Here is a 14227-nt window from a genome sequence, read left to right on the forward strand (position 1 = left end):
CGTCCGCGTTCCGGTCAGAGTTCGTAGACCGCGCCGGAGACGGCGAGTTCGACCGGACCTTCGAAGGCGGACTTGGCGTCACGCAGGTTGACCGAGGGGTTGGTCCACGGCGGGATGTGGGTGAGGACCAGGCGTCCGGCGCGGGCGCGCGCGGCGGCCTCCCCGGCCTCGCGGCCGTTGAGGTGCAGCTCGGGGATGTCCTCCTTGCCGTGCGTGAAGGACGCCTCGCACAAGAAGAGGTCGGCGCCGTCCGCGAGCCCGTCCAGGGCGGCGCAGGGGCCGGTGTCGCCGGAGTACGCCAGCGTGCTGCCCTCGTACTCGATACGGAACCCGTACGCCTCGACCGGGTGGCTGACCAGGTCCGTGGTGATGCCGAACGGGCCCAGGCGGAAGGCGCCGGGCTCCAGGGTGCGGAAGTCGAAGACCTCGCTCATGCACTTCTCGTCCGGCACGTCGCCGTAGGCGATGCTCAGACGGCGCTCGGTGCCCTCGGGGCCGTAGACCGGGATCGGGGCGGCGGGGCCGCCGTCGTGCCGGTAGTAGCGGGCCACGAAGTAGCCGCACATGTCGATGCAGTGGTCGGCGTGCAGATGGCTGAGCAGTACGGCGTCCAGGTCGTACAGGCCGCAGTGACGCTGCAGTTCGCCGAGGGCGCCGTTGCCCATGTCGATCAGCAGCCGGAAGCCGTCGGCCTCGACGAGGTAGCTCGAACAAGCCGATTCCGCGGACGGGAACGACCCCGAGCAGCCGACGACGGTGAGCTTCATTCCTGGAAACACCTCCGTGGGCGCGCCACAGATCACCCCATTCCGGCTGGAGTGGGGGGATTGGCGGGACGGTCCGCCATGTCTTGAGAGGGTAAGGCGCGGGGGGTCCTCACGCGCCTCTCCCGCACCTCGTTGTGGGCGGAATCACCAGTACGGGGGGCCGCGGGGCCGGTTGCCGAACACCAACGCGGGCCCCCGCGCACCGGGGGGAGTCCTGGAACGCCGGACGGGCCGGCCGACGAGCGGTCAGGCCCAGAGCTGGCCGTGCAGGGCCGCGACGGCGGCCTCGGTGGACTCGGCGGTGTAGATGCCGGTCGAGAGGTACTTCCAGCCGCCGTCGGCGACGATGAAGACGATGTCGGCGCGCTGGGCGGCGCGGTGCGCCTTGGCGGCCACGCCGAGGGCGGCGTGCAGCGCCGCGCCGGTGGAGACCCCGGCGAAGATGCCTTCCTGCGACAGGAGTTCGCGGGTGCGGCGGACCGCGTCCTCGGAGCCGACGGAGAAGCGGGTGGTGAGCACGGACTCGTCGTACAGCTCGGGCACGAAGCCCTCGTCGAGGTTGCGCAGGCCGTAGACGACGTCGTCGTAGCGCGGCTCGGCGGCGACGACGGAGACTCCCGGCACCTTCTCGCGCAGGAAGCGGCCGACGCCCATGAGGGTGCCGGTGGTGCCGAGACCGGCGACGAAGTGGGTGATGGTGGGGAGGTCGGCGAGGATCTCCGGGCCGGTGGTGGCGTAGTGCGCGGCCGGGTTGGCGGGGTTGCCGTACTGGTAGAGCATCACCCAGTCGGGGTGCTCGGCGGCCAGTTCCTTGGCGACCCGGACCGCGGTGTTGGAGCCGCCCGCGGCCGGTGAGGAGATGATCTCCGCGCCCCACATGGCGAGCAGTTCGCGCCGCTCGGAGGAGGTGTTCTCCGGCATGACGCAGACGATCCGGTAGCCCTTGAGGCGGGCGGCCATGGCCAGCGAGATGCCGGTGTTGCCTGAGGTGGGCTCCAGGATGGTGCAGCCGGGCGTGAGGCGGCCGTCCGCCTCGGCCTGCTCGATCATGTGCAGGGCCGGGCGGTCCTTGACCGAGCCGGTCGGATTGCGGTCCTCCAGCTTCGCCCAGACGCTCACCTCGTCGGACGGCGACAGGCGCGGCAGGCGGACCAGCGGGGTGTTGCCGACCGCCGCCAGCGAACTGTCGTAACGCATCAGCGCGCGCCGCCGGCCACTGCCGGGAGGATCGTCACGCTGTCGCCGTCGGCGACCTTGGTGGAGATGCCGTCGAGGAAGCGGACGTCCTCGTCGTTGAGGTAGACGTTCACGAAGCGGCGCAGTTCGCCGCCGTCCACGACGCGGTCGCGCAGGCCCGCGTGCCGGGTGTCGAGGTCCGCGAACAGCTCGTCCAGGGTGGTCCCGGCGCCTTCGACGGCCTTCTGGCCGTCGGTGTAGGTGCGGAGGATGGTCGGGATGCGGACCTCGATGGCCATGACTGCGCTCCAGTGAGTGCGTGCGTACGACGACAGGGGCGGGGCGGGGCTGCGGTGCTTCAGCGGTCGTGCGGGGTGCGTGCGGAAGCGGGCGCGGGTGGTCAGGCGCCCTGACACGCCGCGCTGGTGCGGCGGCACAGGTCGACGTGCAGCCGCGCCACGAGCAGCGTGCCCGGCGCCTTGTCACTCACGTCGAAGAGAACCATGGGGTCATCGTATCGATTCCCCCTGGTGGGCCGAGACGGCCGTCCCACGATCCGGACCGTCAGACGTAGGAGTCCACGACCTGTACGGGTTCTTCGGTGACGACACCGTCCACGATGCGGAACGAGCGGAACTGGAACTCCTCCGCGAGCGAGACCAGCACGTAGTGCGCGCCGGGTTCCTGGGCGAGCGAGATGTCGGTACGGGAGGGGTACGCCTCGGTCGCGGTGTGCGAGTGGTAGATCACCACCTGCTCCTCGCCGCGCTGCCGCATCTCCTTGTCGAGCCGGAGCTGCTCCATCGAGTCGAACTCGTAGAAGGTGGGTGAGCGGGCCGCGTTCAGCATGGGCACGAACCGCTCGGGGCGGTCGCTGTCCTCGGGGCCCGCGACGACCCCGCACGCCTCGTCGGGGGCGTCGGCCTCGGCGTGCGCGACGATCCGGTCGTACAGGTCCTGGGTGATGGTGAGCATGCGGGAAAAATAACAGGGGCCGCGCGGTCACGGGCCGGTGGTCGGGGCCCGGCGCTCACGGGCCGGCGGTCGGGGCCCGGCGCCTACGGCCCGGTGGTCGCGGTCGCGGCGGCGGGGGTGGGGGCGGGCGCCAGGTGGGCCCTGCGGGCGAAGGCGGCCGGATTGCGCCGCTTGAGCAGCGCGTAGCCGCCGCCAAGGAGCGCGAGCCACAGCGGGACGCCGTACAGCGAGATCCGGGCGTCGGCGTCGGCGCCGATCAGCACCAGCACCAGGACGAGGAAGGCGAGCGCGAGCCAGCTGGCGACGGCGCCGCCGGGCGCGGTGAACCAGGCCGCCGCCGCGCGCCCGTCCTTGACCGCGGCGCGGTAGCGGATGTGCGAGGCGAGGATCACCCCCCAGGTCCAGACGGCGGCGACGGTCGCGAAGGCGGTGATGTACGTGAACGCGCCTGCGGGGTCGACGTAGTTGAGCCACACGCCGGTGCCCATCAGGGCGACGGAGACCAGGGTGCCGGTGGCCGGGGTGCGGCGGGCGGTGAGGCGGGTGAAGACCCGCGGGCCCTGGCCGTTGACGGCGAGGTCGCGGAGCATGCGCCCGGTGGAGTACATCCCGGAGTTGCAGGACGACAGGGCGGCGGTGAGCACCACGAAGTTGACGATGCCCGCGCCGAAGGGGATGCCGATCCGGGCGAAGGCGGCCACGAACGGGCTGACGCCGGGCCGGAATTCGGTCCAGGGGACGACGCAGAGGATGACGGCGAGCGCGCCGACGTAGAACAGGCCGATGCGCCAGGGAAGGGTGTTGATGGCCTTGGGCAGCGTCTCGCGGGGGTTCTCGGCCTCGCCCGCGGTGACGCCGACGAGTTCGACGGCCAGATAGGCGAACATGACGATCTGGAGGGTGAGCAGCGAGGAGCCGACGCCGTTGGGGAAGACCCCGCCGTCGCGCCACAGGTGGCCGACCGAGGCGGTGTCACCGGCCGCGGACACCCCGAGGGTGAGGACGCCGACGCCGATGAGGATCATGCCCGCGATGGCGGTGACCTTCACCATCGACAGCCAGAACTCGACCTCGCCGAAGAGCCGCACGGAGATCAGGTTGGCCGCGAAGAGCAGGACGAGGAAGCCGAGGGCGGCGGTCCACTGCGGAATCCAGGGCCACCAGTACGCGAGGTAGGTGGCGGCGGCGGTGACCTCGGCCATGCCGGTGACCACCCACATCAGCCAGTACGTCCAGCCGGTGACGAAGCCCGCGAAGGGGCCGAGGAATTCGCGGGCGTAGTCGGCGAAGGAGCCGGACACCGGGCGGTAGGTGAGGAGTTCGCCGAGCGCGCGCATGATGACGAAGATGGCGACGCCCGCGACGGCGTACATCAGGACCAGGCCGGGGCCCGCCTGGTGGATCGCGCGGCCCGCGCCGAGGAACAGGCCGGTGCCGATCGCGCCGCCGATGGCGATCATCTGGATCTGGCGGCTGCCGAGGCCGCGCGCGTACCCCTCGTCCCCCGCCGGGGCCTCGCCCGCCCCGTCCCGCCCGTCCGTTCCACCCGTCACGTCCGACACGTCCGTCATGCCGGATTCGTACCACGTGCGGTACGGCGCCGCCCGTCGGCGGCCGACGGTCCGTCAGGTCGGGTGCGGGCCGGACGAGGGGCGGATACGGGCCGGGGGCGGGTGGGCGCGGCTCGGGCCCGGCTCAGGTGAGGGCTTCGAGCAGGGTCTCCTGGAGCAGGCCGAACCACTGGAAGGCGAGCATCAGCGGCTTGCGCGGGTCCTCGTCCGGCAGGTGGTACAGCTCGCTGCGCTCGTCCTCGCTGACCTCCAGCCGGGCGCCGATGGACAGCCGCAGGTCGTTGAGCGTGCCGAGCCACTGGCGGGCCTCGTCGGCGGTGAGCCGGATCAGCGGGCCGCCCGCGTCCAGCGCGCGCAGCACGGCGAGGGCGTCCTCGCGCTTGCGGGCGCGCAGGTCGTTCTCGGTGAAGCGGCGGAATTCGGCGGCGTCGGCGGTCTCCTCGTACGCGCTCGGGAAGAGCCGGGCCAGCGCCGGGTCCTCCGGGGGCTTGGTGGGGCCGTCGGCGAAGAGCGCGGCCAGCGGGTCGTCGTCGGCCTCCGCGGGCTGGTTGCCCGGACCCACGAGTTCGAGCAACTGCGCCGTGAGGCTGCGGAGGATGGAGATCTCCACCGTGTCCAGCTCGATCGCGGCGCCGCCGCCGCGGACCCGCTCGAAGTAGCCCGCACGGGCGCGGCGGCCCATCAGCGGTCCTGCGTCAAGGTGGCCCACAGGCCGTATCCGTGCATCGCCTGCACGTCGCGTTCCATCTCCTCGCGGGTGCCGCTCGACACCACGGCGCGGCCCTTGTAATGGACGTCTTCCATCAGCTTCTTGGCCTTGCCCTTCGAGTACCCGAAGTAGGTCTGGAAGACATACGTCACGTAGCTCATGAGGTTGACGGGGTCGTTGTGGACGAGGGTCACCCACGGCACGTCCGGCGCGGGAACCTCGAAAGGCGCTTCGCTCGCTTCGGGACGCTCGACTTCTACTGGCGCGACACTCACAGGTTCCATGCTGCCGCTCCTGTGGTGCCTCGCACAAATGGGCGTGCGCGGCACCGCCGAATGGGGGGTTTTGCGCCCGCGCGGAATCCGCCGGTGTGCGGCGCCGCACACTTGCCCCGAGAAATCGTCACTCTGACGAGTATTGGGGGTAGCATCCTCGCCATGAGCACAGCAGACCTGGGACTGCCGGTGGACGTGCCGTCCACCGCCCTGTTCACCGACCGGTACGAGCTGACGATGCTGCGGGCCGCCCTGCGCAGCGGCGCCGCGCAGCGCCGCTCGGTCTTCGAGGCGTTCACCCGCAGGCTGCCCGAGGGGCGCCGCTACGGAGTGGTCGCCGGCACCGGCCGGGTCCTCGACGCGGTGGAGAACTTCCGCTTCGACGAACCCGTGCTGGAATTCCTGGAGCGCGAGGGCGTGGTGGACTCCGCGACCCTCGACTGGCTGGCGGGCTACCGCTTCACCGGCGACATCTGGGGATACCCGGAGGGCGAGGTGTACTTCCCCGGCTCGCCGATCCTGCGCGTCGAGGGCACCTTCGCCGAGGCCGTGCTGCTGGAGACGGTCATCCTGTCGATCCTCAACCACGACTCGGCGATCGCCGCGGCGGCCTCCCGGATGGCGGTGGCCGCGGGCGGCCGTCCGCTGATGGAGATGGGCGCCAGGCGCGCCCACGAGCTGGCCGCGGTGGCCGCCTCGCGGGCCGCGTACATCGGCGGCTTCGGCTCCTCCTCCAACCTCGCCGCCGGTTTCCGGTACGGCATCCCGACCATCGGCACCAGCGCGCACGCCTTCACGCTGCTGCACGACACCGAGCGCGACGCGTTCACCGCCCAGGTGGACGCGCTCGGCCGCGGCACGACGCTGCTGGTGGACACGTACGACCTCACCAGCGCCGTGCGCACCGCCGTGGAGATCGCCGGGCCCGAGCTGGGAGCGGTCCGGATCGACTCCGGCGACCTGCTGCTGCTCGCCTACCGGGTGCGCCAGCAGCTCGACGACCTCGGCGCCAAGGACACGAAGATCGTCGTGACCTCCGATCTGGACGAGTACGCCATCGCCTCGATGGCCGCCGCGCCCGTGGACGCCTACGGGGTCGGCACCTCCCTGGTCACCGGCAGCGGGCACCCCACCTGCTCGATGGTCTACAAGCTCGTGGCCCGCGCCACCTCCGACGACCCCGACGAGCCGCTGGTCTCCGTCGCCAAGAAGTCACTCGGCGGCAAGACGAGCGTCGGCGGCCGCAAGTGGGCCGCCCGGCGGCTCGACGAGGACGGCGTCGCCGCCGCCGAGGTGGTCGGCACCGGGGCCGTGCCGCCCGAGCTCGCCGACCGCCAGCTCCTCGTCCCCCTCGTCCGCCACGGCGAGGTCATCGGCCGCGAGCCCCTCGACTCCGCCCGCGCCCGCCACATCACCGCTCGCGCGGGCCTTCCCCTCTCCGCGACCCAGCTCTCCCGCGGCGAGCCCGTCCTCCCCACCGAACTGATGTGACCCCCGCGGGGGCGCCCCCTCAGGGGCGCGAGGAACCGCGCGAGCGGCCCGTCGACGGCTGAGCGCGCGGTTCCCCGCGCAGCGGGGAGGGCAACGTCTTACGTTGGGGGGAGCGCACCCCTAGGCTCGGGACCGTTTCCACACTTTCCGCCGGAAGGGCAAAATGCACCGCGCATTGATCGTCGTCGACGTGCAGAACGACTTCTGCGAGGGCGGCAGCCTCGCGGTGACCGGCGGGGCCGACGTGGCCGCGGCGATCACGGACCTGATCGGGGAGTCGGCGGGCAGCTACCGGCACGTCGTCGCCACCAGGGACCACCACATCGACCCGGGCTCGCACTTCTCGGACCGGCCGGACTTCGTGACGTCGTGGCCGGTGCACTGCGTCGCGGGCACGGAGGGCGCGGGGTTCCACCCGAACTTCGCGCCCGCGGTCGCCTCCGGCGCGGTGGACGCGGTCTTCGACAAGGGGGCGTACGCGGCGGCGTACAGCGGCTTCGAGGGCCTGGACGAGAACGGCGCGGCGCTGACCGGCTGGCTGCGCGAGCGCGGCGTCACGGAGGTGGACGTGGTGGGCATCGCCACCGACCACTGCGTGCGGGCGACCGCGCTGGACTCCGTACGCGACGGCTTCACGACCCGTGTGCTGCTCTCGCTGACCGCGGGCGTGGCGCCCACGACGACCGATCGGGCGCTGGTGGAGCTGCGCGAGGCGGGCGTGGAGCTGACCGGCGCCCCGGTGGTCGCCGGCTAGCGCGGAGTACGGTTCAGCTAGCGCGGAGTACGGTTCAGCGCCGAGATCGGGTGCCACAGCTCGGTGCTGGCGCCGACGTCCCCCTTGCCGCGGTATTCGCGCCAGACCAGGCCGTCCGGGTGGTGCAGGACCGCGGTGACCTCGTCGGGCGTGGGCGGCTCGGCGTTGCCGGTGAGCCGGGCGCCGCGGAAGCCGAGGTTGCTGAGCCGGGTGAGGGCGCGCTGCCGGTTCTGGGCGTGCACCACGACCCGTACCGTGCGTTCGGGGCACGCCGGATGCGGCAGGCCGAGTGCGACGACGACCGTGCCGCCCGGGAGCTTGGTGAATCCACCGACCGCCATGGTCACATCATCAGCCGTTCGGCCGCCGCCCACCAGAGGACGACGGCCGAACGCGGGATGAACCCGGATGAAACAGCAGGTCACAGCGAGTGCGACCCGATCAGGACGATCTTCGTGCGGTGACCGTCCCGGTGACCGTCCCGGTGATCAGCCCGGTGATCAGCGCGGTGATCGGCCCGGTGATCGGCCCGGTGATCAGCGGTGCGCCGGCCCGACCTGGAGGGTCATCGTGCTGCCGTCGAGCGCCTCACCGACGATGGTGATCCGGGTGTTGGTGTCCTGCACCTTCACCCCGCCGGTCGGGTTCGCGGCGTCCCAGTAGGAGCCGTAGTGGTCGTCGAAGACCGGGTTGCCGAGCTTCGCCTTGACCTTGGTGGCGACACCGTTGGTGTGCACGGTGAAGCCGTCGGTCGGGAACCAACTGAACGGCGAGTCGTACGCCTGGATGCGGTTGCGCATCACGCTGCCGTCCGACCACTTCTCCGCCTTGGCGTGGGCGTCGATCGGCAGGATCTGGCCCGTGCCGGGGTGGATGCCGACGTTGTTGTCGGACTGCGAGGTGTCCCACAGCCAGACCAGCAGACCGTTCTGGTACGGGTAGTGCTCGACCCAGTCCGGCCGGGTGCTCGTCCAGCCGAAGTTGTACGGGCCGGTCTTCAGCGTCTTGTCGTACGAGACGTACTGCCGGTTCTCCGCGATGTAGTACTGCGGGTAGTCATTGGTGAACGACGCCCCGATCCGGGAGAAGCCCTTGGCGGTCCAGCCGTTGTCGTCCGTCTCGGCGCCGTCGGTGAAGACGGTCGCGCCGTCCGCGGTGACCGAGATCGCGTCGGCCGCGAAGCCCTGCTGGGCCACGCCGCCGTCGGTCAGGTAGCGGAAGCGGAGCTGGATCTGCTTGCCCGCGTAGGCGTTCAGCGGGAAGGACAGGTCCTGGTACGCGCCGTTGGTGCCGGTCAGCGCCGGGGTGCCGCCGCCGTCGCGCGGGATGGACTTGCCGTTGGCGGTGCCGTCGAGCGCGGTCCAGGTGGCCCCGCCGTCGGCGGACGCCTCGGTGTAGAGGTAGTCGTACCCCTCCTCGATGTCCCACCAGCCCTTGAGGGCCAGCGACGCCGAGGACTTGCCGGTCAGGTCGACCGAGCGGGTCAGGGTGTTGGACAGGTTGTCGCCGCTGCCGCTCCACCACTGCTTGCTGCCCTCGGCGGGCGCGGTGATGGCGGTGGTGACCGCCTTGTCGGGCAGCGAGACGATCAGCGCCTGCTTGTCCTTGGTGTTGTACTCGGCGACGCCCAGCTTGGTCGTCGAGCGCGAAGCGGCCTTGGCCGTACCGTAGTTGAGCCAGCCGAGCTGGAGCTTGTCCCAGGCGCTCATGTCGTCCGGGAGGTCGCCGATCGAGTCCTTGCCGGTGCCCATCCAGGAGCCGGAGGACATCAGCGACCAGAAGCCGACGCTGGACTCGCCGACGTACGTGGTGTCGTACTCGTCGGGCAGGCCGAGGTCGTGGCCGTACTCGTGCGCGAAGACGCCGAGTCCGCCGTTCTCCGGCTGGAGGGTGTAGTCACCGATCCAGACGCCGGTGTTGCCGATCTGGGTGCCGCCGGACTTGTTGTCGGCCGGGCCCGTGCGGCCCGCGTCGGTGCCGTAGGCGTACCAGCGGTGCGCCCACAGCGCGTCCGTGCCCTGGGCGCCGCCGCCCGCGGACTCGTCCTCGCCCGCGTGCACGATCTGGAAGTGGTCGATGTAGCCGTCGGGCTCGTTGAAGTTGCCGTCGCCGTCGTAGTCGTAGCGGTCCCACTGGTCGTACTGGGCCAGGTCCGCCTTGATCTGCGCGTCGGTGCGGCCCTGGGCCTTCTGGTCGGCGACGTACGCGGTGGTGGCGTCGCGGATCAGGTCCCAGGCGCTGGAGCAGGTGCTGGCGCCGCAGTAGTTGGAGCCGTAACGGGCCTCGTTCCAGGGCACCTTGACCCAGGAGGAGACCTCGCCCTCCACCGAGTAGCGGCCCGAGGACTGCTTCTCGTAGTACTTCGCCAGCGACTCCTTCTTCGCGTCGTGCGAGAAGTAGAGGTCGTTGAAGTGCTGCTGGTTGTAATCCGCCTGCCAGGCCGTGCTGTTGTCGTTCTTCGGGTCCGGCTTGGCGATGGTGTTGTGCGCGGGGCCCGGGTCGCCGCCGTACTTCACGACCGGCGGCTGCGGGCCGTCGGGGCCGTCCGGGTCGTACGTCGTGGTGTTGTCGACCTGGTCGCCGAACTCGACAAGAATCGTGAAGATCTTGTCGGTCTGCTCGCGGCCCAGCTCGACGTACTTGCTCTTCTTGCCCTTGCCGGAGCCGAGTTGGACGACCTTCGAGCCGCCGCGCTGCTGCACGGTCGCGTCGCCGTTCACGACCTGCTGAAGCGCGGCCGTACGCTCGGCCGACTGCTTCTCGCTGAACGGGCCCGGCAGATCGTGGGCCTGGTTCTCCGCCGGATCGTGGCTGGCCACGGGTGCGGGCTGCCCCTTCTCGGCGGGAGCCGCGTACGCCCCCGCGGTGGTGACCGCGGTGACGCCCAACACGGCTATCGCGAGGGCCAGGGCGGCGGGTGTGGTGATCCTCCGCTGCGTTTTCAAGATTTTTGACCTCCCCTTGGGAAAGGCCATTGCATCGGAGTGACGGGAGAAAAAACAGATCTTGACTTGAGCATGGCAGGCCAGTACGTTTACCGGTTTCCCGGCACCGCTCAGCGGACCCACAGGTCACACCAACCGGCCGCCGCCGTACAGGCGTTGACGGACACCGGCGTCCGCAGGATGAGACGCCTGACACGCTTGCGACCCCGTGCGCCCCCTCGTGCTCCGCACCGTGGGTTAGGTCACGCTTACCCCATGTTCGGGCCGGGCATGCCGAAGCGTAGAGCCAGCCCGCTACCGAGGACGGATTCCCCCAATGCCACGTCCTACGACCGCGCAACTCGCCTACGGTTCCCTGACCGTTGTCCTGTCCACCTTCGCGATGCTCCTGCTGTCGGACGCACGGTCCGGCGTGGGAGTCGCCGTCATTTGCGCGGCGGGACTGATCCTGGGCCTGCTCGTCGCGGTGACCGTCACCCTGCCCTTCGCCGCCCGGGTGCGGTCCGCCCAGGCCCGGCCCAGCGCGTCCACCGGTTCTACCGGTTCCACCGTTCCCGCCGCCGAGTCCGGCGCCCAACCGTCCCCCGCACAGCGCCCGCTCCCACGGGCCGCCGGCGGTCGCGGCGTACGCGAGTCGTCGCGGGTCAGCGAGGCGTCACTACGACGCTGAGGCCCGGCGCGGACCCGCGCGGAAGACCCGCACCGCATGTCACCGCTGAAGGCACTTCGGCACTTCGGCACTTCACGGCGCCACCGCTTCATCGCTCCAGCGCTCGTCCGCTGCACCGCTTCACCGCGTCACCGCGTCAGACGGCGGCCACGACCACGGTCCTGGCCGCCTTGTCGTGCAGGCACTGCCGGAACGGCTTGTCCCAGGTGCACCACAGGGAGTTGAGCAGCCAGAAGAGCGGGCCGATCAGGATCGTGACGAGCACGCCGGGCAGCGCGTAGACCGCGGCCCGCGTCCAGCCGACGCCGCCGGGGACCGCGCCGTCCTCCAGGCGCGCCGCGCGTATCCGCAGCAGCATCTTGCCGAGGGTCTGCCCGCGGGCGGCCGTCATGGCTCCCTCGTAGAGGAAGTACGCGATGAAGGTCGCCGCCCCCGCGAGGATCTCCTTGCCGCGGCCCGCGTCACCTGGATGGGACAGATCACCGCCGAACACCGCCGCGCTGAGCAGCACGTCGAGGACGATCAGGATCGCGGTGTCGACGACCCGGGCCAGGAACCGCTGGCCGAGGGAGGCGAGCGGGGCCATCCCGGACGGCTGGTCTGCACTCATGACGCTCAGTCAATCAGCCATCCGGGTGGCGGTACAGGGCGTGTGCGGCGCCCTTCCGCCCGGCCGCCGGTCCGTCAGGCGGTCTGGACGACCACCGTCTTGGCGGCCTTGTCATGGAGCCCCTGCTTGTACGGCTTGTCGAACAGCACCGTGATGCCGAGGATCACGAACCAGACGCAGCTGCAGCAGAAGGCGGGCAGCCACAGCACGAGGGCGCGCAGCCCCGCCGCCGCGGAGGTGGGCACGCTGCCGTTCTCCAGCATCGCCACGCGCAGCTTCATCAGCTTCTTGCCCACCGTCTGGCCGGTGGACCGGGTCATGAACCACTCGTAGAGGAAGCCGAGCACCGCGAAGAAGGCGCCGCCGACCGCCGACTTGCCGCTGCTGAAGTTGTCGGTGCCGCCCGCCGCCCAGTCCAGCAGACCGGCCGGGATCAGCACGATGATCACGTCGATGACGCGGGCCAGCACGCGCTTGCCGCCGTCCGCCAGCGGCGGCATCCCGGCCAGCGGGTCCTGCGGGGCGCCGCCGTAGGGGTTGTTGGGGTCACCGGGCCCGCCGGGACCGCCAGGACCGCCAGGACCGCCAGGACCGCCGCCGTACGGGTTTCCCGGACCGCCGGGACCGCCCCCGCCGTACGGATTCGCCGGGCCGCCGGGACCGCCGCCGTAGGGGTTGTCGGAGCCGCCGGGGCCGCCCGGAGTGGCGGGACCGCCGCCGTACGGGTCGCCGCCGTACGGATTGCCCGGCGGCGGGGTGCCCTGGGCGCCGTTGTACGGGCCGCCTGCCTGGTCGCCTGGCGGCTTGGCGAAGGGGTCCTGGGGGGAACCGGGCGCTGGCTGATCGGTACTCATGTCCCGAGTCAAACCCGGACACCGGCCGCCCGCCCGCTGCGGACTCCGTTCGGAGTACGGCGCCGCCCCGGACGTACGGCATCGGCGCGGACGTACGCCCCCACGGACGTGACCTCAGTCGGCCGCCACGAACGTCCGCGCGGCCTTGTCGTGCCAGCACTGGCGCCACGGGCGGTCGAAGAGGCACCAGGCGAGGCCGACGACGCCGACGACCAGGACGTCCAGCACGGTGTGGGTCAGCCAGCGGCGAAGGCTCGGGCCGAAGGCCGGCGGGATCTGCGCCTCGACGTCCAGCACCCGCAGGCCCACCAGCTTCTTGCCCAGCGTGCGCCCCCACTTGACGGTCGGCAGCACTTCGAGCAGCAGGCCCGCCAGGACCGCCACCAGCAGCACCACGGCCAGCTCCAGGCCCGTCGTGCCGTCGATCAGCCACACCTTCACGGTCTCGCCGCTCTGCTTCGCGTCGTCCACCTTCGTGTGGATGTGGTGGTACGCGGCCGTGCCCAGCGGTACGGCCGCGGCGGCGGTCACCGCGCAGAACAGCACGGTGTCGAGCACGCGCGCCGCGAACCGCCGCACCAGCGCGCCCGGCCGCCCCTGCGCCGAGATCATGCTCAGGAACGGGTCACCGGCCGGGGGCCGCCACGGCGCCGGGCGCTCCTCGCCCGCGGGCCGCTCCTGCTCCCCCGCCGACTGCCGGGCCAGATGGTGCACCTGCTGCGCCCAGGGCGCGGCCTGCGGTTGAGGTTGCGGCTGGGCCTGCGGCTGCGGCTGGGCGTGCGGTTGAGGCTGGGCCTGGGCCTGCGGCTGGTGGGGCGGTGTCCGCGGCTGGGGCCGCTCGGCGGCGGGCGGCGACTGCTGCGCGGGCACGCCCGGCGCGGCGGCCGTGCCCGCGGCGCCCCAGGAGATCCGCGGCGGCTCGGCGCCGGGCTCCTGCCCGGCGGGCCGGGGCCAGGAAGGAGCGGGCTCCGGGGCGGACGCCGGGGCCGCAGCGGGCGCCGGCGTACCGAAGTCGGAGTGCGGCGCCCCCGGGTCCTCGTCGAGGAACATTGGCCCGGACTCGTCCATCGCCGGGGCGGGCGGAGGGGAAGAAGAAGGGGACGGGGACGGAACCGGCGCCTCACCCGCGGCGGGCGCGGGCCGGCTCGTACCCGGCACCCAGGTGGAGCCGTTCCAGTAGCGGATGTAGTTCGGGACCGAGGGGTCAGGGTAGTAGCCCGGGGCCGGGGACGCGGAGGAGGAACCGGAGGAGCCAGAAGTGGGTGCGCTCATGGTTCACGGAATCCGTATCTGCTCGGTCTGGGGGGTTTGTGACGTCCACATCTACCAGACGCGCGGGCCCGGCGTGACCGCCGTTCCCCGCACCGCCCGGCTTCGGAGGGCGTACTTGTCTTTACCCGTACGCGCCCCCTCGTGCCCGTGCTTCAGGA

At 71.7% G+C, this 14227-nt stretch carries 16 protein-coding genes; 3 read left to right on the forward strand and 13 right to left on the reverse strand.

Going from position 1 to position 14227, the window contains the following annotated elements; translation table 11 throughout:
* Positions 1–14: 14 nt before the first annotated feature.
* The 8 genes from ACIP4Z_RS04150 to clpS form a co-directional block, all read right to left on the reverse strand.
* A complete protein-coding gene (locus ACIP4Z_RS04150; protein WP_355343095.1) occupies positions 15–767 on the reverse strand; it encodes an MBL fold metallo-hydrolase in 753 nt (250 codons plus the stop codon).
* A gap of 246 nt (positions 768–1013) precedes the next feature.
* The gene (locus tag ACIP4Z_RS04155) at positions 1014–1964 is read right to left on the reverse strand and encodes a cysteine synthase (RefSeq protein WP_355343092.1); all 951 of its coding nucleotides are present in this window, start codon (positions 1962–1964) and stop codon (positions 1014–1016) included.
* Positions 1964–2242 (reverse strand): MoaD/ThiS family protein, encoded by a 279-nt coding sequence (locus tag ACIP4Z_RS04160; protein WP_188282154.1) that lies wholly within the window; start codon positions 2240–2242, stop codon positions 1964–1966. The genes ACIP4Z_RS04155 and ACIP4Z_RS04160 overlap by 1 nt, the downstream gene beginning before the upstream one ends.
* Before the next feature lie 101 nt (positions 2243–2343).
* On the reverse strand, positions 2344–2448 hold the full coding sequence (locus tag ACIP4Z_RS04165) for a putative leader peptide (RefSeq protein ID WP_317452711.1): 105 nt from the start codon (positions 2446–2448) through the stop codon (positions 2344–2346).
* Positions 2449–2507: 59 nt separating this feature from the next.
* A complete protein-coding gene (locus ACIP4Z_RS04170) occupies positions 2508–2918 on the reverse strand; it encodes a M67 family metallopeptidase (RefSeq protein ID WP_355343087.1) in 411 nt (136 codons plus the stop codon).
* A gap of 83 nt (positions 2919–3001) precedes the next feature.
* Complete coding sequence (locus tag ACIP4Z_RS04175) at positions 3002–4489, reverse strand: amino acid permease (protein WP_401304913.1); 1488 nt, start codon at positions 4487–4489, stop codon at positions 3002–3004.
* Between the two features lie 124 nt (positions 4490–4613).
* Positions 4614–5171 carry a DUF2017 domain-containing protein gene (locus ACIP4Z_RS04180; protein WP_401305055.1) on the reverse strand — a complete coding sequence of 186 codons (558 nt, stop codon included), beginning with the start codon at positions 5169–5171 and terminating at the stop codon, positions 4614–4616.
* Positions 5171–5482, reverse strand: a complete 312-nt coding sequence (clpS, locus tag ACIP4Z_RS04185; protein WP_188282151.1) for an ATP-dependent Clp protease adapter ClpS — start codon at positions 5480–5482, stop codon at positions 5171–5173. The genes ACIP4Z_RS04180 and clpS overlap by 1 nt, the downstream gene beginning before the upstream one ends.
* Before the next feature lie 153 nt (positions 5483–5635).
* Between clpS and ACIP4Z_RS04190 the strand changes: the two genes are divergently transcribed.
* Entirely contained in the window at positions 5636–6964 is a 1329-nt protein-coding gene (locus tag ACIP4Z_RS04190; RefSeq protein WP_355343081.1) for a nicotinate phosphoribosyltransferase, read from the forward strand.
* Positions 6965–7127: 163 nt separating this feature from the next.
* The gene (locus ACIP4Z_RS04195) at positions 7128–7718 is read left to right on the forward strand and encodes an isochorismatase family protein (protein ID WP_355343078.1); all 591 of its coding nucleotides are present in this window, start codon (positions 7128–7130) and stop codon (positions 7716–7718) included.
* Positions 7719–7735: 17 nt separating this feature from the next.
* Here ACIP4Z_RS04195 and ACIP4Z_RS04200 read toward each other — a convergent pair whose 3' ends face one another.
* Both ACIP4Z_RS04200 and ACIP4Z_RS04205 read right to left on the reverse strand, forming a co-directional pair.
* On the reverse strand, positions 7736–8059 hold the full coding sequence (locus tag ACIP4Z_RS04200) for a hypothetical protein (RefSeq protein WP_355343075.1): 324 nt from the start codon (positions 8057–8059) through the stop codon (positions 7736–7738).
* Between the two features lie 195 nt (positions 8060–8254).
* Positions 8255–10663 (reverse strand): immune inhibitor A domain-containing protein, encoded by a 2409-nt coding sequence (locus ACIP4Z_RS04205; RefSeq protein ID WP_355343072.1) that lies wholly within the window; start codon positions 10661–10663, stop codon positions 8255–8257.
* Positions 10664–10979: 316 nt separating this feature from the next.
* Between ACIP4Z_RS04205 and ACIP4Z_RS04210 the strand changes: the two genes are divergently transcribed.
* Entirely contained in the window at positions 10980–11333 is a 354-nt protein-coding gene (locus ACIP4Z_RS04210; RefSeq protein ID WP_401304917.1) for a hypothetical protein, read from the forward strand.
* A 136-nt stretch (positions 11334–11469) separates the two neighbouring features.
* Here the strand turns inward: ACIP4Z_RS04210 and ACIP4Z_RS04215 are convergent, their stop codons facing one another.
* The 3 genes from ACIP4Z_RS04215 to ACIP4Z_RS04225 form a co-directional block, all read right to left on the reverse strand.
* On the reverse strand, positions 11470–11943 hold the full coding sequence (locus ACIP4Z_RS04215) for an RDD family protein (protein WP_401304919.1): 474 nt from the start codon (positions 11941–11943) through the stop codon (positions 11470–11472).
* 74 nt (positions 11944–12017) lie between these two features.
* The gene (locus ACIP4Z_RS04220) at positions 12018–12797 is read right to left on the reverse strand and encodes an RDD family protein (protein WP_401304921.1); all 780 of its coding nucleotides are present in this window, start codon (positions 12795–12797) and stop codon (positions 12018–12020) included.
* Positions 12798–12911: 114 nt separating this feature from the next.
* Complete coding sequence (locus ACIP4Z_RS04225) at positions 12912–14069, reverse strand: RDD family protein (RefSeq protein WP_401304923.1); 1158 nt, start codon at positions 14067–14069, stop codon at positions 12912–12914.
* Positions 14070–14227 lie beyond the last annotated feature (158 nt).

This window comes from Streptomyces sp. NPDC088910 (assembly GCF_044749865.1).
In the GTDB taxonomy this organism is placed as follows: Bacteria; Actinomycetota; Actinomycetes; order Streptomycetales; family Streptomycetaceae; genus Actinacidiphila.